Origin of the sequence: Micromonospora sp. NPDC049101, from assembly GCF_040648675.1 — a bacterium.
Taxonomy (GTDB): domain Bacteria; phylum Actinomycetota; class Actinomycetes; order Mycobacteriales; family Micromonosporaceae; genus Micromonospora.
On record NZ_JBEZED010000024.1, the window covers coordinates 73004 to 99754 of the forward strand.

At 71.7% G+C, this 26751-nt stretch carries 28 protein-coding genes; 17 read left to right on the forward strand and 11 right to left on the reverse strand.

Features of this window, described 5'->3' with window-relative positions; translation table 11 throughout:
* The first annotated feature begins 67 nt into the window (after positions 1–67).
* The 4 genes from AB0B57_RS27530 to AB0B57_RS27545 all read left to right on the forward strand — a co-directional run bounded on the left by AB0B57_RS27530 (position 68) and on the right by AB0B57_RS27545 (position 4366).
* Entirely contained in the window at positions 68–2134 is a 2067-nt protein-coding gene (locus AB0B57_RS27530) for an intein-containing Rv2578c family radical SAM protein (protein ID WP_357075798.1), read from the forward strand.
* 219 nt (positions 2135–2353) lie between these two features.
* On the forward strand, positions 2354–2938 hold the full coding sequence (locus tag AB0B57_RS27535; protein WP_357075801.1) for a sigma-70 family RNA polymerase sigma factor: 585 nt from the start codon (positions 2354–2356) through the stop codon (positions 2936–2938).
* Positions 2935–3897 carry a hypothetical protein gene (locus AB0B57_RS27540; protein WP_357075804.1) on the forward strand — a complete coding sequence of 321 codons (963 nt, stop codon included), beginning with the start codon at positions 2935–2937 and terminating at the stop codon, positions 3895–3897. The genes AB0B57_RS27535 and AB0B57_RS27540 overlap by 4 nt, the downstream gene beginning before the upstream one ends.
* Before the next feature lie 61 nt (positions 3898–3958).
* Complete coding sequence (locus tag AB0B57_RS27545) at positions 3959–4366, forward strand: CoA-binding protein (RefSeq protein ID WP_357075807.1); 408 nt, start codon at positions 3959–3961, stop codon at positions 4364–4366.
* Positions 4367–4527: 161 nt separating this feature from the next.
* On the opposite strand, the gene AB0B57_RS27550 is transcribed toward AB0B57_RS27545, so the two are convergent.
* Complete coding sequence (locus AB0B57_RS27550) at positions 4528–5724, reverse strand: acyl-CoA dehydrogenase family protein (protein ID WP_357075810.1); 1197 nt, start codon at positions 5722–5724, stop codon at positions 4528–4530.
* Between the two features lie 176 nt (positions 5725–5900).
* Between AB0B57_RS27550 and AB0B57_RS27555 the strand changes: the two genes are divergently transcribed.
* Positions 5901–6386 (forward strand): DUF4190 domain-containing protein, encoded by a 486-nt coding sequence (locus tag AB0B57_RS27555; protein WP_357075813.1) that lies wholly within the window; start codon positions 5901–5903, stop codon positions 6384–6386.
* 24 nt (positions 6387–6410) lie between these two features.
* On the opposite strand, the gene AB0B57_RS27560 is transcribed toward AB0B57_RS27555, so the two are convergent.
* Complete coding sequence (locus AB0B57_RS27560) at positions 6411–7316, reverse strand: SDR family NAD(P)-dependent oxidoreductase (protein ID WP_357075816.1); 906 nt, start codon at positions 7314–7316, stop codon at positions 6411–6413.
* Between the two features lie 119 nt (positions 7317–7435).
* Here AB0B57_RS27560 and AB0B57_RS27565 point away from each other — a divergent pair, with 119 nt between their 5' ends.
* On the forward strand, positions 7436–7960 hold the full coding sequence (locus AB0B57_RS27565; protein WP_357075819.1) for a DUF4190 domain-containing protein: 525 nt from the start codon (positions 7436–7438) through the stop codon (positions 7958–7960).
* 76 nt (positions 7961–8036) lie between these two features.
* Here the strand turns inward: AB0B57_RS27565 and AB0B57_RS27570 are convergent, their stop codons facing one another.
* The gene (locus AB0B57_RS27570) at positions 8037–8993 is read right to left on the reverse strand and encodes a CoA ester lyase (protein ID WP_357075821.1); all 957 of its coding nucleotides are present in this window, start codon (positions 8991–8993) and stop codon (positions 8037–8039) included.
* A gap of 125 nt (positions 8994–9118) precedes the next feature.
* Here AB0B57_RS27570 and AB0B57_RS27575 point away from each other — a divergent pair, with 125 nt between their 5' ends.
* On the forward strand, positions 9119–9943 hold the full coding sequence (locus AB0B57_RS27575) for an SDR family NAD(P)-dependent oxidoreductase (RefSeq protein ID WP_357075968.1): 825 nt from the start codon (positions 9119–9121) through the stop codon (positions 9941–9943).
* A 10-nt stretch (positions 9944–9953) separates the two neighbouring features.
* Positions 9954–10229, forward strand: coding sequence for a hypothetical protein (locus AB0B57_RS27580; RefSeq protein ID WP_357075824.1), 276 nt, complete (start codon positions 9954–9956; stop codon positions 10227–10229).
* Between the two features lie 31 nt (positions 10230–10260).
* On the opposite strand, the gene AB0B57_RS27585 is transcribed toward AB0B57_RS27580, so the two are convergent.
* The gene (locus AB0B57_RS27585) at positions 10261–11217 is read right to left on the reverse strand and encodes a DMT family transporter (protein WP_357075827.1); all 957 of its coding nucleotides are present in this window, start codon (positions 11215–11217) and stop codon (positions 10261–10263) included.
* Between the two features lie 105 nt (positions 11218–11322).
* Here AB0B57_RS27585 and AB0B57_RS27590 point away from each other — a divergent pair, with 105 nt between their 5' ends.
* A complete protein-coding gene (locus AB0B57_RS27590) occupies positions 11323–12042 on the forward strand; it encodes an HAD family hydrolase (RefSeq protein ID WP_357075830.1) in 720 nt (239 codons plus the stop codon).
* A 69-nt stretch (positions 12043–12111) separates the two neighbouring features.
* Here AB0B57_RS27590 and AB0B57_RS27595 read toward each other — a convergent pair whose 3' ends face one another.
* The gene (locus AB0B57_RS27595; RefSeq protein ID WP_357075833.1) at positions 12112–12642 is read right to left on the reverse strand and encodes a hypothetical protein; all 531 of its coding nucleotides are present in this window, start codon (positions 12640–12642) and stop codon (positions 12112–12114) included.
* A gap of 12 nt (positions 12643–12654) precedes the next feature.
* Entirely contained in the window at positions 12655–13524 is an 870-nt protein-coding gene (locus AB0B57_RS27600; protein WP_357075836.1) for a PhzF family phenazine biosynthesis protein, read from the reverse strand.
* A gap of 33 nt (positions 13525–13557) precedes the next feature.
* Between AB0B57_RS27600 and AB0B57_RS27605 the strand changes: the two genes are divergently transcribed.
* The 3 genes from AB0B57_RS27605 (at position 13558) to AB0B57_RS27615 (ending at position 16712) form a co-directional block, all read left to right on the forward strand.
* The gene (locus tag AB0B57_RS27605) at positions 13558–14844 is read left to right on the forward strand and encodes a CBS domain-containing protein (RefSeq protein ID WP_357075839.1); all 1287 of its coding nucleotides are present in this window, start codon (positions 13558–13560) and stop codon (positions 14842–14844) included.
* Positions 14837–15487, forward strand: a complete 651-nt coding sequence (locus AB0B57_RS27610) for a DUF1003 domain-containing protein (RefSeq protein WP_357075842.1) — start codon at positions 14837–14839, stop codon at positions 15485–15487. The genes AB0B57_RS27605 and AB0B57_RS27610 overlap by 8 nt, the downstream gene beginning before the upstream one ends.
* 76 nt (positions 15488–15563) lie before the next feature.
* Positions 15564–16712, forward strand: a complete 1149-nt coding sequence (locus tag AB0B57_RS27615) for an Mrp/NBP35 family ATP-binding protein (RefSeq protein ID WP_357075846.1) — start codon at positions 15564–15566, stop codon at positions 16710–16712.
* A gap of 231 nt (positions 16713–16943) precedes the next feature.
* On the opposite strand, the gene AB0B57_RS27620 is transcribed toward AB0B57_RS27615, so the two are convergent.
* A complete protein-coding gene (locus tag AB0B57_RS27620; protein WP_357075849.1) occupies positions 16944–17369 on the reverse strand; it encodes a preprotein translocase subunit TatB in 426 nt (141 codons plus the stop codon).
* 76 nt (positions 17370–17445) lie between these two features.
* Complete coding sequence (locus AB0B57_RS27625; RefSeq protein WP_357075971.1) at positions 17446–18705, reverse strand: trypsin-like peptidase domain-containing protein; 1260 nt, start codon at positions 18703–18705, stop codon at positions 17446–17448.
* 493 nt (positions 18706–19198) lie between these two features.
* On the opposite strand from AB0B57_RS27625, the gene AB0B57_RS27630 reads away from it, so the two are divergent.
* Positions 19199–19849, forward strand: a complete 651-nt coding sequence (locus tag AB0B57_RS27630; protein WP_357075974.1) for an O-methyltransferase — start codon at positions 19199–19201, stop codon at positions 19847–19849.
* 59 nt (positions 19850–19908) lie between these two features.
* On the opposite strand, the gene AB0B57_RS27635 is transcribed toward AB0B57_RS27630, so the two are convergent.
* Positions 19909–21381: a leucyl aminopeptidase family protein gene (locus AB0B57_RS27635; protein WP_357075852.1), complete on the reverse strand. Its 1473-nt coding sequence runs from the start codon at positions 21379–21381 to the stop codon at positions 19909–19911.
* A gap of 146 nt (positions 21382–21527) precedes the next feature.
* Positions 21528–21695: a DUF3117 domain-containing protein gene (locus AB0B57_RS27640; protein ID WP_007455245.1), complete on the reverse strand. Its 168-nt coding sequence runs from the start codon at positions 21693–21695 to the stop codon at positions 21528–21530.
* A 190-nt stretch (positions 21696–21885) separates the two neighbouring features.
* On the opposite strand from AB0B57_RS27640, the gene AB0B57_RS27645 reads away from it, so the two are divergent.
* Genes AB0B57_RS27645 through AB0B57_RS27660 form a run of 4 tightly spaced genes read left to right on the forward strand, consistent with a single transcriptional unit; the run spans position 21886 to position 26114 of the window.
* Positions 21886–22704: a PaaX family transcriptional regulator C-terminal domain-containing protein gene (locus tag AB0B57_RS27645; RefSeq protein ID WP_357075855.1), complete on the forward strand. Its 819-nt coding sequence runs from the start codon at positions 21886–21888 to the stop codon at positions 22702–22704.
* 4 nt (positions 22705–22708) lie between these two features.
* Entirely contained in the window at positions 22709–23500 is a 792-nt protein-coding gene (locus tag AB0B57_RS27650) for an enoyl-CoA hydratase-related protein (protein ID WP_357075858.1), read from the forward strand.
* Positions 23501–23559: 59 nt separating this feature from the next.
* On the forward strand, positions 23560–24858 hold the full coding sequence (locus tag AB0B57_RS27655; protein WP_357075861.1) for a DUF1800 domain-containing protein: 1299 nt from the start codon (positions 23560–23562) through the stop codon (positions 24856–24858).
* A 14-nt stretch (positions 24859–24872) separates the two neighbouring features.
* On the forward strand, positions 24873–26114 hold the full coding sequence (locus AB0B57_RS27660; RefSeq protein ID WP_357075864.1) for a DUF1501 domain-containing protein: 1242 nt from the start codon (positions 24873–24875) through the stop codon (positions 26112–26114).
* On the opposite strand, the gene AB0B57_RS27665 is transcribed toward AB0B57_RS27660, so the two are convergent.
* A complete protein-coding gene (locus AB0B57_RS27665) occupies positions 26111–26734 on the reverse strand; it encodes a hypothetical protein (protein WP_357075867.1) in 624 nt (207 codons plus the stop codon). The two genes, AB0B57_RS27660 and AB0B57_RS27665, sit on opposite strands and share 4 nt — an antisense overlap.
* Positions 26735–26751 lie beyond the last annotated feature (17 nt).

A 26751-nucleotide genomic window follows, 5' to 3' on the forward strand; every position in this document is an offset into this window, starting at 1 on the left:
CCAGAACCACCACCGGTGTACGGCGGGTCACTTGCACTCCACTCGTACGCGTGTTCGAATAGTGGTCATGCGCTGGGACAACCTCACCGCTCCCCCGATCGAGGGAGATCCCGAGCGGGCAGCGCCAGCGACGCCACCCCTGCCGCTGGCGCTGCCCGGCGCCGTCGCCCGCACCTTCGACACCCCCGAGTTCGCCGGGATGACCTTCTACGAGGTGCAGGCCAAGTCCATCCTCAACCGGGTGCCCGGCCAGTCCCGCGTCCCGTTCGAGTGGACCATCAACCCGTACCGTGGCTGTTCTCATGCGTGTGTTTACTGCGTCTCCGGTGACACCCCGATCCTGATGGCGGACGGCCGCACGAAGCCGATCAGCGAACTGGAGCCGGGTAACCGCATCTATGGGACCGAGCAACGAGGTAACTATCGTCGATACGTGATCACTACCGTCCTCGACAAGTGGTCCACGGTGAAGCCGGCCTACCGGGTCACTCTGGAGGACGGCACGACCCTCATCGCCAGCGGCGACCACCGGTTCCTGACGGATCGAGGCTGGAAGCACGTCACCGGCAGCATGTTCGGCACCGACCAGCGCCCCTATCTCACCACCAACAATCGCCTCATTGGCACTGGGGCCTTCGCGGCTACTCCGAAACAATCTCACGACTACCGTCGTGGCTACCTCTGCGGCATGGCTCGTGGCGACGGAACCATAGGCAGCTATGCCTCAGGCAAGAGCTGGAGTCATCAGTTCCGCTTGGCGCTCGCAGACAGCGAGGCCCTTGATCGGACCCAGCAGTTCCTGAGAGAGGCGGGCGTCGAGACAAGCCGCACCTCCTTCGGGCAGGCGAGGCCCGACCGACGGGCGATGGAGGCGATCCGCGCGTCGGGGAAGCGGAAGGTCGATGCCATCAGGGAACTGATCCGATGGCCGCAGCAAGCTACTTCCGAGTGGCAGAGAGGATTCATCGCTGGCATTTTCGATGCTGAAGGAAGTTGCAGCCAGGGGATCCTCAGGATCGCCAACTGCAACGATCAGATTCTTATCCACGCCGCCGAGGCACTACGCGCCCTTGGCTTCAGCACCGTTCTCGAGGATCGAGGGCGAACAAATCGACTGCGCTACATACGAGTGACCGGGGGCCTTCCCGCCCGGCTCAGGTTCTTCCACCTGACCGACCCGGCCATCACCAGGAAGCGTTCGATCGAGGGCGCCGCACTGAAGTGCAAGGCTGACCTAAGGGTTGTCGGCATCGAGGAACTCGGGCTGGAGTTGCCGCTCTGGGACATCACCACTGGCACCGGGGACTTCATCGCCAACGGAGTGGTCAGCCACAACTGTTTCGCGAGAAATACTCACACTTATCTCGATCTCGATGCTGGTGCGGACTTCGACCGGAAGGTGATCGTCAAGGTCAACGCCGGTGAGTTGGTCCGACGCGAGTTGGCCGCGCCGAAGTGGCGGGGCGCGCACGTGGCGATGGGCACCAACGTCGACTGCTACCAGCGGGCCGAGGGGCGCTACCGGCTGATGCCGCAGATCATCGGCGCCTTGCGAGACTTCGCCAACCCGTTCTCGATCCTCACCAAGGGCACGCTGATCCTGCGCGACCTGCCGCTGCTGCGCCAGGCCGCCGAGGTCACCACCGTGGGCATCTCCTTCTCGGTGGGGTTCGTCGACGAGCAGCTCTGGCGTTCCGTCGAGCCGGGCACGCCGCACCCACGCCGCCGACTGGACGCGGTCCGGGCGCTCACCGACGCCGGCTTCTCGGTCGGGGTGCTGATGGCCCCGATCCTGCCCGGCCTCAGCGACGGCGACGAGTCCATCGACGCCACGGTGTCGGCGATCGCCGCCGCCGGGGCGACAAGCGTGACCGCGCTGCCCCTGCACCTGCGTCCCGGCGCCCGGGAGTGGTACGCGCACTGGCTCGCCCAGGAGCACCCGCACCTCGTGCCCCGCTACCGCGAGCTCTACCGGGCCGGTGCGTACGCGCCGCAGGCGTACCAGCGGGAGTTGACCGCGCGGGTGCGGATCGCGGCCCGCCGCCATGGCCTGCACCGCGCCGAGGTGGGCGACAACCGCCAACTGCCCGAGCCGCCCCCTGCGCCGACCGCCGAGCAGCTGACCCTGCTCTAGCCTTGCGTGCCGGGCAGGGACGCCTCTACCTGCAGGAACGCTGATCGGTCGCACCTGTTTCGCGCACCTGCGGCACGTGGCGGTCAACGGACAGTGGTCGGCGCGACACGCGGCGCCCGCCTCGGCCTCGGGCCGGAGGAAACGGGAACCTGGCGTCGGCTCCAGACAAGAACCAGGTATGAACACACCGTCGAACCAGGGGGCCGCCGGGACATGACTGTGACCGAGCGCTCTGACGCGCTGTTGGTAACGGGGGCGCCTGAACTGTTCGGGGAGCTGTACGAGCGGTACGGCGGCTGGCTGTACGACTTCAGCGCCCGGCGGGTCGGGCGGCAACTCGCCGAGGATCTGGTCGCCGAGACATTCCTGGTGGCGTTCTCGCGACGCGACAGGTACGACACGTCGGTGGCCAACGCGCGCCCGTGGCTGTTCGGCATCCTGAGCAACCTGCTGCGCAACTACCACCGTGCCGAGGTGCGGTGGCTGCGGGCACTGGAGAAGTCGGGTTCGGACCCGCTCGGCGGTTCCGGTCAGCACAACTTCGCCGACCGGGCCAACGAACGGCTCGACGCCAAGGCCGCCACGCAGGCACTGGCCGGCGCGCTCGCCGCGATGCCGCACGACCAACGCGATCTGCTCCTGCTGCATGTCTGGGCCGGCCTGGACTATCCGGAGCTGGCCTCCGCGCTCGGCCTGGCACCGGGCACCGTCCGGTCCCGCCTCCATCGGGCCAAGGCACGCCTGCGCCTCGCGATGCCCGCGCACTACGCACCGTCCACGTCTGCGAACGAGGGAACCGCATGACCATCAATTCTGACTCAGACAATTCGGGCGTCGACCTGCTTGTCGGCTTCCGGGAGAACCTGACCGGCGCTCCGGCGGACGCCACCGACCGGATGCGGCACGCGATCCTCAACGGGTCGGTGTACCGGCGCCCGGCCCCGAAGCGCTGGTTTCTGCGCCGGCCAGTGATGGCGACCGCGACCGCTTTCGCTCTGGCGGGTCTCGCCGTCGGTGGTGTCGCGCTGAGCACGCTTGACGGCGGCACCGGTCAACCGGGCGGAGCCTCCGCCAGCTCGACGGACACGTCCCGCCAGTCGCAGTTGCGCGACGTCGTCTACGTCAGCGCGCAGACCCAGGCCGCGCTTGGCGACGCGGACGACTACGTCGTGAAGGTGCGGGACGCCTACCCGGGCGGCCGGATCGACTACTGGACGGACAAGCAGACCGGAAGCTCCCGGGTCGACATGTACCGGGGCGACGGCAGCCCGGACTCCTCCCTGGTGACGGTCATCGCCGACGGGAAACAGCGCGGCACCCAGATCAGCCACCTCGAGCGGACGTACTTCGAGTTCGTCGGTTCCGCGAAGGACGCGACAGGCACGGTCTTCGTGCCGAACGACCCGGCGACCATCAGGGACTGGCTCGCCAAGGGGAGCCTGGAGATCGTGGGCCAGGAGAAGGTGGACGGGCACGACACCGTGCACCTGCGGTTGAAGCCGGGAACGGCGACCTACACCGCCGAGCTCTGGGTGGACGAGACCTCGTTCCTGCCGTACAAGACGGTCGCCGACAAGAGCGGAAAGGTGACAGGCAAGGCAGAGGTCAGCACCTTCGAGTGGTTGCCCCGCACGGCCGAGAACCTGAGCCATTTCGACCTGACGCCGCCCGCCGGTTACACGAAGTTCGAGGGCAGGACCAAGGGCGACTCGACGAGCACCACTGGCGCCGCCCCGACCCTTCCCGGCGGGCCGACCAACTGACGGTCCGGCCTGATCGGTTCTGCGTCTGCCTCCGGCGGGCGGACGGCGCTACATTCGGCGGGTGCGTACCGCTCAGCAGATCCTCGCCGAAGCCGCCGTGATCGCCGTCGTGGGCGCGTCCCGCGACCCCGGCAAGGCCGCGCACGGCGTGCCGTTGCAGATGCAGCGGTACGGCTGGCGCATCATCCCGGTCAACCCGACCGTCGACGAACTGTTCGGGGAACGGGCGTACAGGTCGCTGGCCGACATCCCGCACCCGGTCGACCTGGTGGACGTGTTCCGGCCGGCGGCCGACGCCGTGCAGGTGGTCCGGGACGCGGCGGCGATCGGCGCCCCGGCGGTCTGGCTGCAGTTGGGCATCGTCTCGGCCGAGGCGCGAAAGATCGCCGAAGAGGCCGGCATGGACTACGTCGAGGACCGGTGCCTGATAGTCGAACGCGCCGCCGCCAACCTGACCCGCCTCACCTAACCAGAAGCGGAGACGAGTGGTCCGTCGGCGCGGACAGCCTCGGTCAGGAGCGTGATGCCCGTGAGTCATCTTGATGCCTCACAGTCATCACGCTCCTGACCGACCGCGCGGCCAGACCGATCGGAGGACGACGGCACGGGCGACCGATCAGCAGGCGCTGATCAGAGCTTGTACTCCTTGAGCAGACCCCGGGAGATGATTGTCTTCTGGATCTCCGAGGTGCCCTCGCCGATGAGTAGGAACGGGGCTTCCCGCATCAGCCGCTCGATCTCGTACTCCTTGGAGTAGCCGTAGCCGCCGTGGATGCGGAACGCCTCCTGGACGACCTCGGCGCAGTATTCGGAGGCGAGCAGCTTGGCCATCCCGGCCTCGACGTCGTTGCGCTGGCCGGCGTCCTTGAGGCGGGCGGCGTTGACCATGAGGGCGTGCGCGGCCTCGATCTTCGTGCCCATCTCGGCGAGCTTGAAGGCGATCGCCTGGTGCTTGGCGAGCGGCTGACCGAACGTCTTGCGCTGCTGGGCGTAGCTGACGGCCAACTCGAAGGCGCGGATGGAGATGCCGCAGGCGCGGGCGGCCACGTTGACCCGGCCCACCTCGATGCCGTCCATCATCTGGTAGAAACCCCGGCCCACCCGGTCGGCCCCACCGAGGATGGCCGAGTCGGGCACGGTCACCCCGTCGAGGACCATCTCGGTGGTCTCGACGCCCTTGTAACCCATCTTCTCGATCTTGCCGGGGATGGTCAGGCCGGGGGCGGTCTCGCCGAAGCCCGGCTCCTTCTCCAGCAGGAAGGTGCTCATGTTGCCGTAGACGGACTCGGCGCCGGTGTCGGTCTTGACCAGGGTGGCCACCACCGAGGAGTACGCCCCGTTGGTCAGCCACATCTTCTGGCCGTTGAGCACGTAGTGGTCGCCCTCCCGTACGGCGCGGGACCCGATCGCCGCGACGTCCGAACCGCAACCGGGTTCTGACATGGAGAACGCGCCGCGCACCTCGCCGGTGGCCATCCTCGGCAGGAGGCGGGTCTTCTGCTCGGCGGAGCCGTGCTGGGAGATCAGGTACGCCACGATGAAGTGGGTGTTGACGATGCCGGAGATCGACATCCAGCCCCGGGACAGTTGCTCCACCACCAGCGCGTAGGTGAGCAGGGACTCGCCCAGCCCGCCGTACTCCTCGTCGATGGTGAGACCGAACAGCCCCATCTCGCGCATCCCGTCGAGGATGTCGGTGGGGTACTCGTCGGCGTGCTCCAGCCGTTGCGCGTGCGGGATGATCTCCTTGTCGGCGAACTCCCGAACGGTCTCCAGGATCGCCTGTTGCACGTCGGTCAGGCCGGGTGTCTGGGCGAGTCGGGCCATCTCAGCCTCCGGGGATCCGCGCACTACTCGTGGGTAACTGGACGCTGGGTCAGTATCGGTCTCCGCGCCGACCGGGCCAAGGTGACCAGTCCTCACAACCGCTGTGAAAAGGTTCACCGCTGCGGGTAGCGTCCGGCAAGAGGGACTTTTCCGGCACCGGCAGGAGGAGTACAGCTGTGAGCCACCCGCCGCCGTCGGGACCGCCGGCAGACGACCAACCGCCGTCACCCTACGAGCCGCCTCGGGACCAGTCACCGTACGCGCCACCGCAGGGCGGCCAGCCACCGTACGGGCCACCAGCGGACGAATCGTCGCCGTACGGGCAGCAGGGTCCGCAGCAGTCGGCGCACTGGAGCCAACAGCCGTCGTACCCTCCGCAGGGCCCCTACGGCCAGTACGGCCCACCCCCGTCCGGCCCCGGCCGGGGCACCAACGTCCTGGCGATCCTGTCGCTGGTGTTCGCCTTCGTGTTCCCGCCGGCCGGCGCCGTCCTCGGCCACGTGGCGAAGCGGCAGATCCGCACCAGCGGCGAGGAGGGCGACCAGCTCGCCACCTGGGGGCTGATCCTCGGGTACGTGTTCACCGGGCTCACCCTGCTGGCCTGCTGCGGTTGGCTGGCCCTGGTGGCGCTGAGCAACAACGGCGACAGCGGCGGGTACTGACCGCCGGCAACACCCGGATCGCGGTCAGCGGAAGCGGGCCTCGCGGACGCTGTTGCCGCCGTCCACCACAAGCATCTGACCGGTGATGTACGAGGCGGCCGGCGAGCAGAGGAAGCTGATCGCGGCGGCTACCTCGTCCGGAGTGCCCGGTCGACCCACCGGCGTACCCAGCCCCTGCTTGATCTCGGCCATGGTGGACGCCGCGGTGTAGATGGTGCCGGGCGCCACCGCGTTGACGGTCACCCCGTCGGCGATCATCTCCATGGCCAGTGCCCGGGTCAGCCCGACCACCCCGGCCTTCGCCGCCGCGTACGCGGCCTCGGTGGGCAGGGCGTTGACCGGGCCGGCCGTGGCCGCCAGGTTGACGATTCGACCCCAGCCGCGCTCGGCCATTCCACCGATGAACGCCCGACTGCACAGGAAGGCGGTGGACAGGTTGCGGTCGATCTCGCCGCGCCACTCGTCGTAGGTCAACTGGGCGACCGGCCGGAGCACCCCCTGGCTGGCTCGACTGGCGAGGCCGGCGTTGTTGACAAGCACCTCGACGTCGCCCAACTGCTCGGCGACCGCGTCGGCCAGCGCGCCGACCTCGGACTCGTCGGTCAGGTCCGCGACGAAGCCGGTCACGCCCAGTTCGCCGGCCCGCTCGTGGATGCGCCGGGTGGTGGAGACGATGGCCACTCGCGCGCCCAGGTCGACGAGGCGCCGGGCGGTGGCGTACCCGATGCCGTCCGGGCTGCCCGCCCCGGTCACCAGGGCGACCCGCCCGTCGAGCCGCATGGTCACCGGGTCGGTGAGGGCGACCGGCTCGTCCGGGCCGGGGCTGCCCGCCGGCGTGGCCGCGCGGGCACGTCGGGCCCCACCCGGGCGGCTGACGTCCCGTCTGGGTCGGCTGCCGGAACGGTCCGCGGCGCGCGCGTCGAATGCCATGCCAGGATCCTGCCTGTTAGGACCGGCCCGAGCAACGCGGCACCCGGTAGTGGGGGCGTCGGGTTTGCGGTGTGCTGGCTACCCTGACAGCGCATCCCGACCTGACGAAGAGAGCTCGCATGACCAATCCCCCGCCACCCGGCAACTGGTCCGATCCCACGTGGTCGGCTCAGCCGTCGAGCCCCACACCGGATCCGACCCTCGTGGCCGGTCAGTCGGTGCCCACCCAACCCGGCCCGGCCGACCCGTACGCGCCGGTCGACCCGTACGCCGGGGGCCAGCCGCCGTTCGGTGAGCCGATGAAGGGTTACGCCCCGCCCGCCTACGGCCCGCCCGGCTATCCCCCGCAGTATCCCGGCTACGGCTACCCGGCCGCGCAGAAGACCAACGGGATGGCGATCGCGGCGCTGGTCCTCGCGCTTGTCGGCATCGCGTCCTGCATCACCGCGCCGGTCGGCGCGATCCTCGGGCACGTGGCGCAGAAACAGATCCGGCTCAGCGGCGAGGGCGGTGCGGGGATGGCGAAGGCCGCCATCATCGTCGGCTGGATCCTCACCGGGCTGCTCGGGCTGCTGATCCTCTTCTACGTTGGCGCGATCATCCTCGCGGTCACCACGGGCGCGAGCAACGACAGCAGCTACTGACCCACGGGCGGGGTCGGCGTACCGCCGGGTTTCGGGCCAGGTCGACAGCCGGCGGCGGTCGTCCCGGCCCGACCGGTCACTCGGCCGGTGGGGTGAACGACGAGGTACGGGTCATCCCGGCGGCCCGGCCCTTCGCGGCGACGACGAGCGCCATCTTGCGCGACGCCTCGTCGATCATCTCGTCGCCGAGCATCACCGCGCCGAGCCTGCCGCCGGCCTCCGAGGTGTAGTGCTCGTACGCGTCGAGGATCAACTCGGCGTGGTCGTAGTCGGCCTGCGCCGGTTGGTAGACCTCGTTGGCGGCGTCGATCTGACCCGGGTGCAGCACCCACTTGCCGTCGAAGCCCAGCGCCGCCGAACGCTTGGCCACCGCACGGAAACCGTCGACGTCCCGGATCTGCAGGAAGGGGCCGTCGATGGCCTGCAGGGCGTGCATCCGGGCGGCCATCAGGATCCGCATCAGGATGTAGTGGTACGGGTCGCCCGGGTAGTCCGGGATCAACGCGCCGACCACCAACGACCTCATGTTGATCGACGCCATGAAGTCGGCCGGGCCGAAGATGATGGTCTCCAGCCGCGGCGAGGCGGCGGCGATGGCGTCCACGTTGACCAGGCCGGCCGCGTTCTCGATCTGCGCCTCGATGCCGATCCGGCCGACCTCCAGGCCGAGCGTCTTCTCGATCTGGGTGAGCAGCAGAGCCAGCCAGTGCACCTGCTCGGCGTTCTGCACCTTCGGCAGCATCAGGCAGTCCAGGTTCCCGCCGGCGCCCTCGACGACCTCGATGACGTCCCGGTAGGTCCACGGGGTGGTCAGGTCGTTGACCCGCACGACCCGGGTCTTGCCGGCCCAGTCACCCTCGTTGAGCGCGGCCACGATGTTCTTGCGCGCGTCCGGCTTCGCCAGTGGGGCGACGGCGTCCTCCAGGTCCAGGAAGACCTGGTCGGCCGGGAGCCCCTGGGCCTTGCCGAGCATCTTGACGCTGGAACCCGGCACGGCGAGGCACGACCGGCGGGGACGACCGACTGCGGCCATGGATGCGCTCCTTCCAGCGTTCGGCGGGCATGCCGACGCCACCTGACTTCGCGGGAAACTTAACGATCCCAAAGGGCGTTGTGACGTCACGGTAACCTCGCGCCATGACCGGGGTGAATGGACCTGTGGAAGATCTCACTGGGCGTCGACTGGTGGTGGTGACCGGGGCCAGCTCCGGCATCGGCCTGGCCGCCGCGGTGCACCTGGCCTGCCGGGGTGACCGGGTGGTGCTGGTCGGGCGGGACCCGGCCCGCCTGCAGGCCGCGGCGGAACGGGTACGGGAGAACTCCGGTGAGCGCCCCGAGCTGTTCCGGGCCGACTTCGCGATCCTCGACGACGTACGCCGACTGGCCGAGCAGCTCCGGGCCGCGTACGACCGGATCGACGTGCTCGCCAACAACGCCGGGGCGATGGCACTGCAACCACTGCGCACCGTCGACGGCTTCGAGATGTCGATCCAGGCCAACCACCTGGCCCCGTTCCTGCTGACCAACCTGCTCGCCGACCGGGTGGGCCGGATCGTGGTGACCGCCTCCGGCGCACACCGCTTCGGCTCGCTCGACCCGGACGACCTGAACGCCCCGCTGCGCGGTTACCTGTCGATAAGCGCGTACGGCACCAGCAAGCAGGCGAACATCCTGTTCACCGCCGAGGCGGCGCGGCGCTGGCCGGGCATTCCCGCGTACAGCTTCCACCCCGGGACGGTGCGCACCCGGTTCGCGAACGACAGCAAATTCGTGGCGTTCGGCATGCGGGTCATGCCGTTCCGCAGCCCGGAGAAGGCCGCCGAGACCCTGGTGTGGCTGGCCAACCAGGACCGCTCCCGGCTTGTCGACGGCGGCTACTACAGCGACCGTCGGCTGCGTCGGCCGTACCGGAAGGCCGCCGATCCACAGCTCGCCGCCCGGCTCTGGGCGGCCAGCGCCAAGGCCGTCGGTCTCGACGCCTAACCTGGCCGGCATGCTGACTCTTGTCGCGCTCGTCGAGTTTCCGGTCGGGGCCGAGGCTGCCGGGCAGCGTTACGAGGACACCGTGTTGGCCCTGCTCGGGCGGCACGGCGGCCACCTGGACCGCCGGTTGCGCGGCACCGACGGGCAGACCGAGGTGCACGTGATCCACTTCGAGGGTCGGGCCGGCTACGAGTCGTTCCTCGCCGACCCGGAGCGGGCCGCGCTGCGTACCGCCCTCGGCGAAGCCGCTCCGACGACCCGGGTCATCGAGGTCCACGAGGTCTGAGCGCCCGCCGCAACCCGGCTGGGCCGTGCGGTCAGCCGTTCAACGGGGTCGGGTCGGCGGGCAGCGCGGTCGGTGTGCCCCGGCGGGCGGCCCGGCCACCGCCGAGCACCACCACCGCCACCCCGACCAGCAGCAGCGCCATCCCGACCAGCGCGTACGGGCGGGGCAGTTGACCCAGCCAGGCCCAGCCGAGCAGAGCCGCGCCGGGCGCCTCCAGCAGGATCAGCACGCTCACCGTGGTCGCGGAGATCTTCCGCAGGGCGTAGTTGAACATCGAGTGCCCGAGCAGTTGGGCGCCGGCTACCAGGGCCAGGATGGCCAGCCAGGTGTGCCCGTCGAACCCGGTCAGCCGTACGCCGCCGACCAGGCACACCACCAGCAGGATCAGCGCGCAGATCCCGTAACAGATGGTGGTGTAGGTGGTGGTGCTGATGCTGGCGCGCGCCCGCTCACCGAAGGCGGTGTAGACGGCCGCGAACAGCCCGCCGGCCAGCGCCAACACGTCGCCGAGGACGGCGCTGCCGGAGACACCCACGTCGGTCCCGGTGGCGATCGCCGCGCCGCCGACCGCCACCGCGATGCCGATCCACACCACCCGGGGCAGTCGACGCCCCTGGGCGCGGGCGATCAGCCCCTGCCAGACCGGCTGTGTGGCGACCAGGGCGGTGGACGTGGCGACGGAGGTGAGCTGGGCGCTGGGCACCCAGGTGGCGAAGTGGCCCGCCAACGCGACCCCGGACAGGACGCAGAACAGGCCCTCCCGCCGTCGGACGCCTCGGGTCAGCCCGCGGAACTCGGCGCGGCGCCGGGCCAGCGCGAAGGGGCTCAGCACGGCCACCGCGAGCAGGTTGCGCCAGAACGCGATGGCCAGCGCGGGGGCGGCCGCGTACGCGATGAGCGGCGCGGACGACGACACGGCGACCACGGCCAGGCCGACCGCGCCGGTGGTCAGCAGATCCGGGGATGGGCGGTGTGGAGGTGGGGGCACGGGACGTAATCCTCACACGTATGACGGTCAGCACGGAGGGTCAGCACTCCGTTACGCTCACGCGGGTCCCGCCGAAGACCCGCTACCGCCCGGAGGCGTTCCCCCATGCCCAGCTACCAGGCGGTGCTGTTCGACTTCTTCGGCACCCTGACCCGTTCGGTGCAGCGTGGTGTCGCGCACGTCGGCACCGCCGAGCTGCTCGGGTGCCCCACCGACACCCTGACCGAGGTGCTGGACCGCACCTACTACGAGCGGGCCACCGGCCGGCTGGGCGACGCGGAGGCGACCCTGCGCTGGGTGTGCGCCCAGGCCGGCGTACACCCGAGTGACCATGCGGTGCGGGCGGCGGTGGCGTCGCGGCACCGGGCCGTCCGCGCGGACACCTGGCTGCGGGCCGACGCGGTGCCCGTCCTGGCCGCCCTGCGCCAGCGCGGCCTGCACACCGGTGTGATCAGCGACTGTACGCACGAGCTGCCGGCCTTCCTGCCACAGCTCGCGGTGGCCCCACTGCTCGACGTGCGGGTCTTCTCGGTGCAGGTAGGACGGTGCAAGCCGGATCCGGTGCTGTACCTGACCGCCTGCCAACGGCTCGGGCTCACGCCCGCCGACTGCCTGTACGTCGGTGACGGCGGCAGCCAGGAGCTGACCGGCGCCGAGCGGGCCGGGATGACCGCCGTCCGACTGGCCGCGCCGGACCTGGCCACGCACCTGGTGTTCAACGCCGATCTGGACTGGCGAGGGCCCACCCTCGGCGCACTGGGTGAGGTGCTCACCCTCGTCGACGACTACGTCGAGGTGGTGGGCGTCGGCGGCCGGGCCGGCTGATTCCGCCAGCGGCGGCTCCGGTGCGGGCCAGCTCGGGCGGCGGCGGACCCGGTGCGGGCGGGCGCGCGGTCAGCGGCGGCGGACCCGGTGCAGGCGGAACGGTTTGCGGGTGGCCCGGACCGCCGGGGTGGCCCGGGGTGCCTCGGCCTGCGCGTCGGCCGGCAGGTCCGCGCCGGCCAACGGCGTACCCGCCGGGCTGAGTCGGTTCACCGCGCACCCGTCCGCGGCCCAGCGGGCCACCAGGTCGGCAGTCGGGCCCGGTGCGTTGAGGCGCTTCGCCGCCACCAGGGGCGCGGCGGTGTCCCACGCCTCGGTGCCCGGCAGCACCCGGCTCACCCGGGCCGGCCAGGTGACGATCCGACCGCCGTGGTCACCGCGCAGGGTGACCTGCGCCTCGGTCGCCTCGGCGAGGCCCGGCGCGGCCTGCTCGCCCGGCCCGGAAACCACCAGCAGCGCGCCCTCGAGCGGGGCGCACCAGAGCGCGAGCGCCGGCCCGCCGGACACACTGACCCAGGCCACGGCGGCCTTCTTCATCGCCTCGTCGACAAGTGGCGTGCCGCCGGGGGCGTCCTCGTCCGTCACACCCGCATCCTCCCGCATCGGTGCCTCCGCTCAACCCACGAAGGGCGGAACGCTGATCTCGCCCCGGGCCACCGGCATCACCTGGCCGGCGACCGTCGCCCCGACCGCCACCCCGTTCGCCGCGGTGACCGTGCAGGTCAGCGCGGACGGGCGGTTCATCTCCACACCCTGGCGGACCGCGTACTCCGACAACCCTTCGCCGGGCAGCAGCCCGGTCGCCACCAGCCACACACCGAGGCCGAGCGCGGCCGAGCCGGTAGCCGGATCCTCCGGGACGCCCATCCCCGGCACGAACACCCGGGCGTGCGCGCTTCGCGCGGCGGCGTCCCAGGAGAAGACGCTGACCTGCGACACCCCGTACCGCTGCGCCGCCGCCGGCTGCACGCGGGCGCGGGCCACCGACTCCGGTCGCACCGGCAGGTACGGGAACTCGAGCCCGCAGCCGGCGACGCGTGGGGCGGGCCCGACGTGGTCGTCGGCGGTCAACCCGGCGATCTCCAGCAGCGGCTCCGGGTCCAACTCCGGCCCGAGGGTCGGTGCGCCACCGGTCAGCGTCGCCCCGGTCGGGGTCACCTCGATCGGCAGCACCCCGGCCCCACATTCCTGAGTGACCTGCCCCACAGCGAAGATGCCGCGCCGGCTCGCGGTGACCGCCGCACCGACGCTGGGGTGCCCGGCGAACGGCAACTCCTCGGCCGGGGTGAAGATCCTGGCCCGGTAGGTGGCTCCGACCTGGGTCGGCGGCAGCACGAACACCGTTTCGGAGAGGTTGAACTCCAGCGCGAGCGCCTGCATCTGCTCGGTGGCCAGCCCCTCCGCGCCGAACACCACGGCCAGCGGGTTGCCGGCGAAGGGGCGGTCGGTGAAGACGTCCACGATCTCGTAGGCCAAGGTCGACATGTTGATAAACACTAGGCGCTTAGGCTGGTGCCCGTGAGCACGCCGACCCGGGTCTACATCGCCCGTCTCGCCGGAGTCGCCGTCTTCGACCCGAACGGCGACCAGGTGGGCCGGGTTCGCGACGCCGTGGCACGGCTACGGGCGACCAAACGACCGCCGGAGGTGGTCGGCCTCGTGGCCGAGATGCCGATGCGTCGTCGGATCTTCCTGTCCATCAACCGGATCACCTCCATCGACGCGGACGCCGTCGTGCTCGGCTCCGGCACCCTGAACCTGCGCCGGTTCGAGAAGCGCGGCAACGAGCTGCTGGTCCTCCAGGAGCTGCTCGACCGGCGGGTGCAACTCGACCCGGGTGGCCAGCCCGGCACGGTCGTGGACGTCGCGATGGAGTGCACGCGGGGCGGCGAGTGGTCCCTGACCCGTGTCGCCGTGCGCGAGCAGACCGGTCGGCTCAGCCGCCGCGGCCACCTGCACCAGGTCGAGTGGGACCGGGTGCGCGGCCTCAGCGGCATCGCCGACAACCGGGGTACGGCGAATCTGCTCGCCGTCCTGGAGGACATGCGACCGGCCGACCTGGCCAACGCGCTTCAGGACCTGCCCGACGCACGGCGCAACGAGGTCGCGGCGGCGTTGGACGACGAGCGGCTGGCCGACGTGCTCAGCGAGCTGCCGGAGCACGACCAGGTGGAGATCCTCGCCGCGCTGGACCGGGAACGGGCCGCGGACGTGCTGGAGGAGATGGACCCGGACGACGCCGCCGACCTGCTCAACGAGCTGCCCCCACCGGAGCAGGACGTGCTGCTGGACCTGATGGAGCCGGACGAGGCCGACCCGGTGCGTCAGCTCCTGAAGTACACGCCCGGAACGGCGGGCAGTGTGATGACCTCGGAGCCGGTCATCCTGCCGCCGGACGCCACAGTCGCCGAGGCGCTGGCCCGGATCCGGGAGCCACAACTGTCCCCCGCCGTCGCCGCGCAGGTCTTCGTGACCCGGGCACCACAGAACACCCCGACCGGCCGCTACCTGGGCATGGTGCACTTCCAGGCGCTGCTGCGCGAGCCGCCTGCCGACCTGCTGGGCAAGGTGGTGGTCAACGACATCGACCCCCTGCGCCCGACCACCCCGCTGCCGGAGATCACCCGCCGGATGGCCACCTACGACCTCGTCGCCATGCCGGTGATCGACCGGAGCAACCGGCTGGTCGGCGCGGTGACCGTGGACGACGTGCTGGACCACTCGCTACCCCGGGACTGGCGGGACCGCGACGCCCTGACCGCCTCAGGCACCACCGACGCGGCGCTGGACGGCGCGGATGGCTGAGCAGCGGCGTAACGAACGGCTCGACCAGCCGCGTGAGCCTCGGGGCATCAAGCTGCCCCGGTTCGACGCGGAGGCGTTCGGCAGGTGGTCGGAGGGCATCGCCCGGGGCATGGGGACCGCGAACTTCATCGTCGTCATGACGGTGGTGATCATGATCTGGTTCGTCTGGAACACGGTGGCCCCGGCGAACCTGCGCTTCGACCCGTACACCTTCACGTTTTTGACCCTGGTGTTGTCGTTGCAGGCCAGCTACGCGGCCCCGCTGATCCTGCTGGCACAGAACCGGCAGGCCGACCGGGACCGGGTGGCCCTGGAGGAGGACCGGCGGCGAGCCACCGCGCAGAAGGCGGACACCGAGTACCTGGCCCGGGAGATCGCGGCACTGCGGATCGCGCTGGGTGAGGTGGCCACCCGCGACTTCCTCCGCTCCGAGCTGGCCCGACTGGCCGAGGAACTCGACGAGATGGGGCAGCGTCGGCAGCGGCTGGACCGCCGCCAACAGGAGAAGGACAGCCGGCAGGAGAAGCGCGGCCAACGACCGACCGACGGTGTCGGCCTGGACGAGCCACGCGACGACCTGGACGGCGACTTCGTCCGGGACGCCCGGCCGGACGGCACCGGGCCGCGCCGGTCCGACAGCTGATCGGCGGGTCATCGATTGGCTCACACCGCACCGGGCAGCGGCGGCAACGGATGCCCCGCGACGTAGCATTGCGGGCATGTCAGCACCCGTGAGCACCGTCGAGGACGCGATCCAGGCCGCCCTGGCCACCGTCAACGACCCGGAGATCCGCCGGCCCATCACCGAGCTGGGCATGGTCCGCTCCGCCACGATCGCTGCCAACGGCGTCGTCCGCGTCGAGCTGCTGCTCACCGTCGCCGGCTGCCCGCTCAAGGACAAGCTGCGTACGGACATCACCACCGCGGTCGCCGCGGTGCCCGGCGTCACCGGCGTGGAGATCGACTTTGGTGTGATGACCCCCGAGCAGCGGCAGTCGTTGCAGTCGCAGCTGCGCGGCGGAGGCGCCACCGAGGAGCCGGTCATCCCGTTCGCCCAGCCCGGCTCGCGCACCCGGGTGTACGCGGTGGCCAGCGGCAAGGGCGGCGTCGGCAAGTCCAGCGTGACGGTCAACCTGGCGGCGGCGCTCGCCGCCCGCGGGCTCTCCGTCGGCGTGGTCGACGCGGACATCTACGGCCACTCGGTGCCCCGGATGCTCGGCACGGAGGCCCGGCCCACCCGCGTCGAGGACATGATCATGCCGCCGCAGGCGCACGGCGTGAAGGTGATTTCCATCGGCATGTTCACCTCCGGCAACGCCGCGGTGGTGTGGCGCGGCCCGATGCTGCACCGGGCGTTGCAGCAGTTCCTGGCCGACGTCTACTGGGGCGACCTGGACGTGCTCCTGCTCGACCTGCCGCCGGGCACGGGTGACGTGGCCATCTCACTGGCCCAGTTGCTGCCCAACTCGGAGATCCTGATCGTCACCACCCCGCAGACCGCCGCCGCCGAGGTGGCCGAGCGAGCCGGTGCGATCGCCCTGCAGACCCACCAGCGGGTGGTCGGCGTCATCGAGAACATGTCCTGGCTGGAGCTGCCGGACGGCTCCCGGATGGAGATCTTCGGTGCCGGCGGCGGCACGGCCGTCGCCGAGTCGCTGAGCCGGACCATCGGCGCCCAGGTGCCGCTGCTCGGTCAGATCCCGCTGGACACCCGCGTCCGCGAGGCCGGCGACGCCGGCAACCCGATCGTGCTGGCCGAGCCGGAGTCCCCGGCCGCACAGGCCCTCGGCACGATCGCCGACCGGCTCGCGCTACGCCGCGAGTCGCTGCTCGGCAAGCCGCTCGGCCTCAAGCCCGCCGGTCGCTGATTGCTGACCGCCAAGGGGTGCTGCCCGCCCCGTCGCTGGGCGCTGGCGCTGCCTGCCCCGTCGCTGGGCGGCGGGCGCGGGCTGGTCGCCTGGCGCGGGCTGGTCTGCGGGCGCTCGGCGGCATGATCGACTCGACTTTCAGGAAACCGGGGCATCTCGCGCCCGTTAACCGGCCGACATCCTGAAAACCGAGTTGATCTTTGCTGCACCCGCGGGTGGGATGGCTGGCGGTCAGGTGGCGTCGTCGTAGCTGACGCGGGGTGCCGGGGCCGGGGTGCTGCTGCTGGTGGCGGTGCCGGGCCCGGTGCCGTTCGACCGCAGGTCCGCGGCACTGGCCACGTCCTTCAGGTCGTCGTGCACGCTGCTGACGTCCGCACGCAGGTTGTCGTAGACGCCCTGCAACGGCTTGCGGATCGCCGCCTCGTCCTCCTCGCTGAGGAGGTGCTTGCGGATGAACGCCTTGGGGTGCAGGTCCTCAAGCTGGATGTCGGTGCCCAGCTCACGACTCAGGTCGCCGGTGGCGTTGCGGGCCATGTTGCGCAGGTTGCGCACCAGCCGCAGGCCGTCGTTGATGACCGTGGGCAGCTTGTCACCGAAGATCAACAGCGCCAGGAGCAGCAGCGCACCGATCTCCCACCAGTTCAGGTTGTCGAGCATCCCGCGGGCCTCCTCTCGGCGTCAGCAGCAAGACTACGCACGCCGCCCGACTTTCGGGCAAGGGGTGAGCCGCTGTTCACTTCGCGTCCGCGGCAAGAGTTACCGAGGTGTTCTGCCGGGCGGAGCCCCGTCGAAACTCGACAGACACCACCGAGCCGGGCGCGAACTTGCGGACCAACGCGGTCAGGTCCGTCGGCTCGGTCATCGGCCGTCCGTTGATCTTGAGGATGACGTCGCCGACCTTCAACCCGGCACTGTCCGCCGGGCCGGACGGCTCGACCTCCGCCAGCCGAAGGCCACCCCCGGGCGCCCCGGTCGGGCCTTCCGGCCGGGCGCCGATCACCGTACGCCGGGCCTTGCCGGTGCCGATGATGTCCTGGGTCACCCGCTTGGCCTGGTTGATCGGGATGGCGAAGGCGAGCCCGATGTTGCCCGCCTCCTGCCCCTCGGCGACAAGTGACTTGATCGTCGAGTTCACCCCGACCACCCGTCCGGCGCCGTCGACCAACGGCCCGCCCGAGTTGCCGTGGTTGACCGCGGCGTCGGTCTGGATGGCCGCGTAGTAGCGCATCGGGCCACCCGGCTCACCGGCCTGCATCGTCCGGTCCACGGCGCTCACGATGCCGGCGGTGACCGTGTTGGCGAGCGACAGCGGCGAGCCGATGGCGAGCACCGGGTCACCGACCGCCAACGAGTCGGAATCGCCGAACTCCACAGGTCGCAACCCGGTACGACTCACCTTGATCACCGCGATGTCCGACTCCGGATCCTGACCGACGATGGTCGCCGGCGCGGTGCTGCCGTCGTTGAAGACCACCGACGCCTTACCGCTGCCGCCGGCCACCACGTGGTCGTTGGTGATCACATGGCCGTCGGCGGTGGCAATGAACCCGGAGCCCTCGCTGGTCCCGCCGAGGCTGCTCACCCGGACGGTGACCACGCTGGGCAGGACACGTTCGGCGACACCGGCCAGCGACTCCGGCTTGCGCTGGGCCAGCGCTGGCACCTCTGCTGGCGCACCGCCGAGCACCACCCCACCACCAACCCCGCCGCGTACCGCGAACGCGTAGCCCAACGCCCCACCGAGGGCGCCGGCCAGCAGCGCGGTGAGCACGGGAATGAGCAACAGGTGTCGTAGCTTCGGCCGACCCGGCGCGTCCGGATCGGAGACCGGCTCGGGCTCGGTGCCGGCCGCCACCACCCCCGGCACCACCACCGCGGCCGGCGCCGCCGGGTCCCGCCAGGGATCGGCGAGCGCGTCCGACCACCAGGGCGACGCACCGGCCGTGCCGGTCGCGCCGGCGGTCGGCACCGGCCAGCCCGCCGACGGCCCCACGGCCGGCCCACCCCTCACCGGCGACACCGGCGGGTACCCGTATGCCGACCCGCCGGTCAGCGGCACAGCCGGCACACCACCCGGCGGCACAGCCGACCCACCACCCGGCGGCCCAGCGGGCGCACTGCCCGGCGGCACGGCAGCGGGCGTACTGCCGACGCCCGGCGTGGTCGGCAGTCCCGCCGGTGGGGCCCCTGCCCCGGGCGGTCGCGCCGGAGCCGGAGTCTCACCGCCCCGGCGCCAGTCCCAGCCGTCGGTCACGTTGGTGCCTCCCAGTCCGTCCCCGGATCCCGCGCCGCGTCGCCCGGCCACGGGCCGTTTGGTCGCGGCTGACGGGATACCGCTTCCAGGATTGCACGGATGCACGCGGTGGGGTCAGCGGTTGACCCGGTGATCGCTTCAGCCGGAGGCCCGACTGCGCCCCACGACGGTCGCCTCTACGCTCACAGTGCCAACCCGCCCCCGCACCACGCACCGCCCCCGGAGGTGCCCCATCGCCACGGTCGCCGGTACCGGCAGTTCGACGGCCCAAGCTCAGCAGTTCGCCGAGTCTTACGTCACCGAGGATCTCGTCCTGCGCACCGCCCGCAGCCTGGCCCTGGAGGTGGGCCTCGACGCGGTCACGCCCGGCGCGGGCGCGGCGTTACGACTGTTGGCCGCCGCCGGCAACGCCCGCGCGGTGGTGGAGATCGGCACCGGCACCGGGGTGAGTGGGGTCTGGTTGCTGCGCGGCATGCGCGCCGACGGCGTGCTCACCACCATCGACGTGGAGGTGGAGCATCAGCGGATCGCGCGGCGGATCTTCGCCGAGGCGGGCTTCGCGGCCGGCCGGACGCGGATCATCACCGGTCGGGCGCTCGACGTGCTGCCCCGGCTGGCCGACGGCGCGTACGACCTGGTCTTCGTGGACGCGGAGGCGACCGGCTTCCACGCCTGTGTGGAGGCCGCGCTGCGGCTGTTGCGCCCGGGCGGCGTGCTCGCGCTCAACGGCGTGCTGGCCAGCGGCCGGATCGGTGACCCGGCCGCCCGGGACGCGGAGACGGTGACGGTCCGCGAGACGATCAAAGCGGTCCGCGAGTCGGAGCACTGGATCCCCGCGCTACTCCCGGTCGGTCACGGTGTGCTCGCCGCGGTGAAGTGCTGATCCAGGCCATCCCGCCGATCTGGCGGTTGCCGCGCGGGGAGCCGTGGCGCGCGGGGGGCCTAGACGCTGGCCAGCCAGCGCAGCAGCCACCGCACGCCCCAGCCGGTGGCGCCGCGGCTGACCTCGGCGGCGTCGCCGTCCGCCCAGGACGGGGCCGACATGTCCAGGTGCAGCCAGCGGTCCCGTAGTTCGCCGGTGAACTCGCGCAGGTAGAGGGCGGCCAGCACCGAGCCGGCGCCCTGTGCCGGCGCGCTGTAGAGATCGGCGATGTCGCTGCCCAGGTATTCGGCGTAGTCGTTGTGCAGCGGCATCCGCCACGCGGACTCGCCGGCCGCCTCGGTCGCGGCCAGCACGTCGGCGGCCAGTTGGTCGTTCTCGCTGTAGAGGGCGGCGGTGCGCTTGCCCAGGGCGACGGCGTTGGCACCGGTGAGGGTGGCCAGGTCGATCAGCAGGTCCGGTTTGAGCTGCTGCACCGCGTACGCCAGGGCGTCGGCGAGGACCAGACGGCCCTCGGCGTCGGAGTTCGTCGTCTCGCTCGTCGTGCCGCCGTAGTGCCGGATGACGTCGCCGGGGCGGAACGCCGAGCCGCTGACCATGTTCTCGGCGAGCGGGGCCAGCGTGGTGATCCGGACCGGCAACCGCAGCGCGGCGGCGCCGAGGGTGGCGGCGACGACCGCGGCGGCGCCGGCCATGTCCTTGCGCATCAGTTTCATCGCCGGCACCGGCTTGATCGAGATGCCGCCGGTGTCGAAGGTGATGCCCTTGCCGACCAGCACCACGTGCGTACGCGCGTTGGCGGGGTGCCAGTCCAGCTCGACCAGTCGGGGGCCGCTGGCCGAGCCACCGCCCACCGCGAGGATCCCGCCGAAGCCCTCGGCGACCAGCTCGGCCGGGCCGCGGACCCGCAGTCGCAGGTCCGGCAGGTCGACGGCGGCGGACGTCACCTGGTCGGCGAACCACTGCGGGGTCTTCACCGACGAGGGGGTGTTGGTCAGGTCACGGGCGAGATGGGTCATCGCCGCGGTGGTCCGGGCGGTGGCGACGGTGGCCTCGAACGTGGCCGGGTCGGCGAGCAGCAGGTCGACGGCGCTGAGCGTCGGTGGGTCGCCCGCCTCGGTCAGCCGGTACCGGTACGGGGCGAGCAGCAGCCCCTCGGTCAGCCCCCGCACCGCGGCCGGAGTGACCTCGGCCGGCAGCGCGATAGTGATATGCGTCTCATCCGCGGCGGAGCGGGCCAGGGCCGCGCCTGCCGTCCGCCAGGCCGCCTCGCCACCGTCGCCGATGCCGAGCAGCAGGAGCCGGCCCGGGGTACGACCGGGGCGAAGCTGGGTGTGGATCTCGCCGGCTCGGCCGGTCAGTCGGGCCGCCGGCACCAGCGCGGCTGCCTCTCCGGCCGTGTCGTCCGGGGGCGTCGTGGCGGTCGACACGGGCTCGACCGAGGCACCTCCGTCCACCGCCGGATCGACGGGACGGACAGGCAGGACGAGGACGTCGAGCCGGTCGGGCTCAGCGGTCAGACGGATGGCGAGCACGCGGAACCGTACCTCCAGGAAAGTGTCGCGGAGCGGGACTGAGCCGCCTGCCCGCGCCGATGAAGACCCTGAGCCACCGGCGATACCGGTGGCTCAGGGTCCGAAGAACGCTCCGGGCGGCGCAAGCCGCCCGGACCACTCCTTACTCAGCCGGCCGCCGCCTTCAACGCGTCACCGAGCGCGTTGGCCTCGTCGGGAGTCATCTCGACGACGAGCCGGCCACCACCCTCCAGCGGGACCCGCATGACGATGCCCCGCCCCTCCTTGGTGACTTCCAGCGGACCGTCGCCCGTCCGCGGCTTCATCGCCGCCATGTTGTCTCCCCTCAGACCTACACCAGGGTCGGTGGGTTGCCCCACAGCCACTTCGTCACGACCACCCGCAACAGTCGCGGGGGTGTCGACAGACGATTTTCCCTGATGAACACCGCCGGACCCAAACCGGAGCAGCATTGATGTAACAGCATCTAGCTTATCTTGAGAAGGCCTGTCACAATGTGCGGTCATGCAGGCACGGTCGGCACTCTTCGACCTGTACGGCGACCACCTCCGACCCAGGGGTGGCCGCGCACCGGTTGCTGCCCTGGTCAAGCTGCTGGCGCCGCTGGGAATTGCACCGCCAGCCGTTCGCACGGCCGTGTCCCGGATGGTGCGCCAGGGCTGGCTCGAACCGCTGCGGTTGATCTCCGGACCGGGCTATTCGATCACACCGAAAGCCGCCCGGCGACTCGACGAGGCAGCGTCGCGGATCTACCGGACCGGCCGGGTCACCTGGGACGGCCGGTTCGATCTGCTGGTGTTGGAGGCCCCCGGCTCCCGACGGGACCGGCAGCGGCTCGCCGCCAACCTGAGTTTCCTCGGCTACGGCACACTCGACGAGCAGACCTGGGTCGCGACCCGCCCCGCCGACGACGTCGACCTGATCCTCGCCGAGGCCGGCATCCGGTTCGAGCGGTTCACCGCCTCGCACTTCTCGGGCACCCCCGGCGCCATGGGTGTGGTCCGCCGCGCATGGAACCTGACCGAGATCGGCCGCGCCTACGAGCGGTTCGTCGCGGACCAGCGCCCACTCCTCTCCGCCGTCACCGTGCGCAGCAGCGACGAGGAGGCGTACGCGACCCGGTTCCGGCTCGTGCACGCCTGGCGTACGTTCCTCTTCCGGGACCCGCAGCTGCCCCCGGCGCTGCTGCCCGAACGCTGGCCCGGCACCGCCGCGGCCAGTTTCTTCGACCGGCACGCGGCCCGCCTGCGTCCGGCCGCGGACCGGTACGTCGAACAGTGCCTCGATGCCGGCAACCGCCTCGTCCGACAGAAGGGTCGTTAGACACGTGACCGAGCCGCTGCTGGTCGACCGGACCGACGCCGTCGTCACCCTCACGCTGAACCGGCCGAACGCGATGAACGCGCTCGACGTGGCGCTGAAGGAGGCGCTGCGGGACGCCCTGGCGGAGCTGGAGACCGACCGGTCCTGCCGGGCCGTCGTGCTGGCCGGGGCCGGCACCTCGTTCAGCGCCGGTCAGGATCTACGCGAACACGTGTCGACCCTGGAAAACTCCGCAAATGATCCGCTGGGCACCGTGCGGGCGCACTACAACCCGATCGCCGCTCGGCTCGCCAACCTGCCCAAGCCGGTGATCGCCGCGGTTCGTGGCATGGCCGCCGGCGCGGGCGCGTCGTTGGCGTTCCTCGCCGACATCCGCATCGGTGGCCCGACCACCAGCTTCCTGATGGCCTTCGCCAAGGTGGGCCTCGCCGCCGACACCGGCGCCTCCTGGACCCTGCCCCGGCTGGTCGGCCACGCCAAGGCGGTGGAGCTGCTGCTGCTGGCGGAGCCCGTCCGCGCCGAGGAGGCCTGCCGGCTGGGCCTGCTCAACCGGCTGGTGGATGACGACGAGAAGGTGTTGCCGACCGCCCAGGAGCTGGCCGCTCGCCTCGCCGCCGGTCCGACCATCGCCTACGGGGCGATCAAGCGGCAGCTCTCCATCGCCGACGCCGGCACCCTCGCCGACGCCCTTGCGGCCGAGGCGCAGGCCCAGTCGATCTGCGGTGCCACCGCCGATCACCGGGCGGCCACGCTCGCCTTCGTCGCCAAGCAGAAACCGGTCTTCGAGGGACGCTGAACGCAATTCACACGCCGCCCTTACCGTCCTCGAACACCGGCCGCCTAACGTCGGCGTCCATGAGCGATCGTGAAGCGGTGGCGCACCTGCTGCGCCGGGCCACCTTCGGGCCGACCGCAGACGAGGTGGACGCCGCCGAGCGGGCCGGTCCGGCGGCCACCCTGGACAGCCTGCTCACCCCGACCCGCGCCGATCGTGGCGCGGCGGCCACTCCGCCGCCGGTGCTGGCCACCGACCCGTACGCCCAGCTGAGCGGCAAATCCACCCGCGAGCAGCGGCAGCAGGCCAACGCGGAGCGTCGCAAGCAGCTCCAGCAGATCACCGGCTGGTGGCTGGACCGGATGGTGGCCGCCGAGGACGGGCTGACCGAGAAGCTGCTCTTCTTCTGGCACGGGCACTGGGCGACGAGCGCGCAGAAGGTCAAGTCGGCCCGGGTGATGCAGGGCCAACTGGACACGCTGCGCCGGCACGGACGGGGGCCGCTGGCCCCCCTCGTCGCCGCGATGGTGCGCGACCCCGCCCTGATCATCTGGCTGGACGGGCAGAAGAACACCCGCAAGGCGCCGAACGAGAACCTGGCCCGCGAGCTGATGGAGTTGTTCACCCTCGGCATCGGCACCTACTCCGAGGCGGACGTGAAGGCCGGCGCGCGTGCCCTGACGGGCTGGGTGGTCGACAGGCGTACCGGGGTGGCCCACTTCGAGGCCAAACGACACGACCCCGGCGCGAAGACCATCCTCGGCCAGAGCGGCCAGTTCGACGCCGAGTCGTACGCCGCTCTGCTGGCCGCCCAACCCGCGGCGGCGACCTTCGTGGCCGGCCGGCTCTGGTTCCGCTACGCCGGCACCGACGTCCCGGCACCGCAGGGCCTGGCCGGCGCGGACACCATCGCGACCCTGCGGGCGATCCTCTCGTCGCCGGCCTTCGCACAGACCCGGGGCACGCTCGTCAAGCAGCCGGTGGAGTGGCTGGTCGGCGCACTGCGGCAGTTGGGCATCCGACCCTCCGCCCTACCCGAGCAGCAACACAAACAACTACTGGCCGGCCTGAACGCGCTGGACCAGGTGCCGCTGCGACCGCCGAGCGTGGGCGGCTGGCCGGCCGGGGCCGCCTGGCTGACCACCTCGTCGCTGCAGGCCCGGCTGCGCACGGCCGGGATGCTCGCCGCCGCGGTGGCACCGGCGGTGCTGGCCCGGCTGACCGCCGCGCCCACCGCCGGTCGGCCGGACGCGCTGGCCCGGCTGCTGGTGGTCGACGGCTGGAGCGCGCGCACCCGCGCCGCCCTCACCCCGCTGGCCGGCGAGCCCCGCAAGCTGCTGGCCGCCGGCCTGGTCAGCCCCGAATACACAGTCAGCTGAGCGGAGGAGTCGACATGGACACCCAGACCCGACGCAGGTTCCTGCTGACCAGCGGGGTGGTCGGCGCGGGCGCGCTGGCCGCCGGCGCCGGCGCGTACAGCCTGCGGGACCTGCTGGACACCAGCGGGGACCGTGATCCGCAGGCCCGCACGCTGGTGCTGGTGACCCTCTACGGCGGCAACGACGGGCTCAACACGGTCATCCCGTACGCCGATCCGGCCTACCGGGCGGCCCGCCCCGAGCTGGCGTACCCGGACGGCGAGGTGCTGCGGTTGGACGACGGTTTCGGCCTCAACCCGGCACTGGCCGGCCTGCACCGGCGCTGGTCCGACGGTGGGCTGGCGATCGTGCGCGGGGTCGGCTACCCGAAGCCGGACCGCAGCCACTTCCGGTCGATGGACATCTGGCACACCGCGCAGCCGGACCGGCCGGGCAACACCGGTTGGCTGGGTCGTTGGCTGGACTCCGCCGGTGGGGACCCCCGGCTGGCGGTCTCCTTCGAGCCGGCGCTGCCGCCACTGCTGGCCGGGGAGCGGAGCGCGGGCGCGGCCGTGCCGGTGGCCGACCGGAAGGCCGCCAAGGGGCTGCCCGCCGAGACGCTGGCCGCGCTCGCCGCCGCCGAGGCGGGTGAGTCGGCGGCCCGGGGCCGGGCCGCCGCCTGCTTCGCCGACCTGCGGTCGGTGGACGAGATGATCCGCCAGGTACGCGACTCCGCCGACCCGGACGCGGCGGACCCGGACGGCGAGCAGGCGCCCGCCACGGCGACCGGCGGGGCACGCACCCCACTCGACGCGCAGCTCGACCTGGTCGCCCAGTGCGTCGAGGCGGGAGTGTCCACCCGGGCCTTCTCGGTGTCGCTCGGCGGCTTCGACACGCACGCCGACGAGAAGCAGTTGCAGGCCGTCCTGCTGGGTCAGGTGGACCGGGCGTTGACCGGGTTCGCCGACCGGATGAGTCGCACCGAGGCGGGCCGCAAGGTGGTGGTGGCGGTCTACTCCGAGTTCGGCCGTCGCGTCCGGGCCAACGCCTCGGACGGCACCGACCACGGCACCGCCTCGGACGTGCTGCTGCTCGGTGCGGGTGTCCGGGGTGGCTGGCACGGTGCGCCGCCGAGCCTCACCGATCTCGACGACGGCGACCTGAAATACACCACCGACTTCCGGGATGTCTACGCCACGCTGCTGGAACGGGTGCTGGACACCGACCCGGGCCCGATCCTCGCCGACTGGCGGGGACGAGTGGACAAGCTCTTCTAGTCGTCCTCTTCCGGGTCCTGGTTGGCCTGCTCGCCCAGCACGAACGCCTGCATGGCCAGCTCGTCGCCGGACGGCGAGACGAAGGTGGGCAGCTCACGCGGGCCCAACTCCTGCACGTACGACCAGAACAGTCGGACCGCCTCGGCCCGCGTGGCGGCCTCGATCGGCAGGTCGAGGCTGACCAGCCAGGTGCGCCGGGCCGGGGGTGGGCCGAGCTGGTCGGCCAGCGCCCGGAAGGCCGCCGGGTCCAGGGCGGTGACCGGCCCGTCGAGCGTCAGCAGGTCGGCCGGCACCGGCTCGTCGAAGGACCGCCGGGTGTACGCCACGACGACGGTCTCCGGCTCGACCGGCGACTGGGGGTCGTCCGGATCGTCCCGGTGGCGCTGACCCGCCGTGCTGACCCGACCGAGCGCGACCAGCCGTGGTGGCGCGTCGACGAGCACCGCCACCCGGTCTCCCGGCCCCGGCCGGGCGATGCCGGCCAGGCCGGTCAGCTCCAACGTGTCGTGGTGCACGAGCCGCTCGGCCTCGTACCGCTCGGCGGGCAGCAGCACCGCCCAGGTGCCCACGCCGTCGGCACGGCCGGATCCACCGGCCCGGTACGCGGTCTCGGTCGTCATACCCGCCATCCCATCAT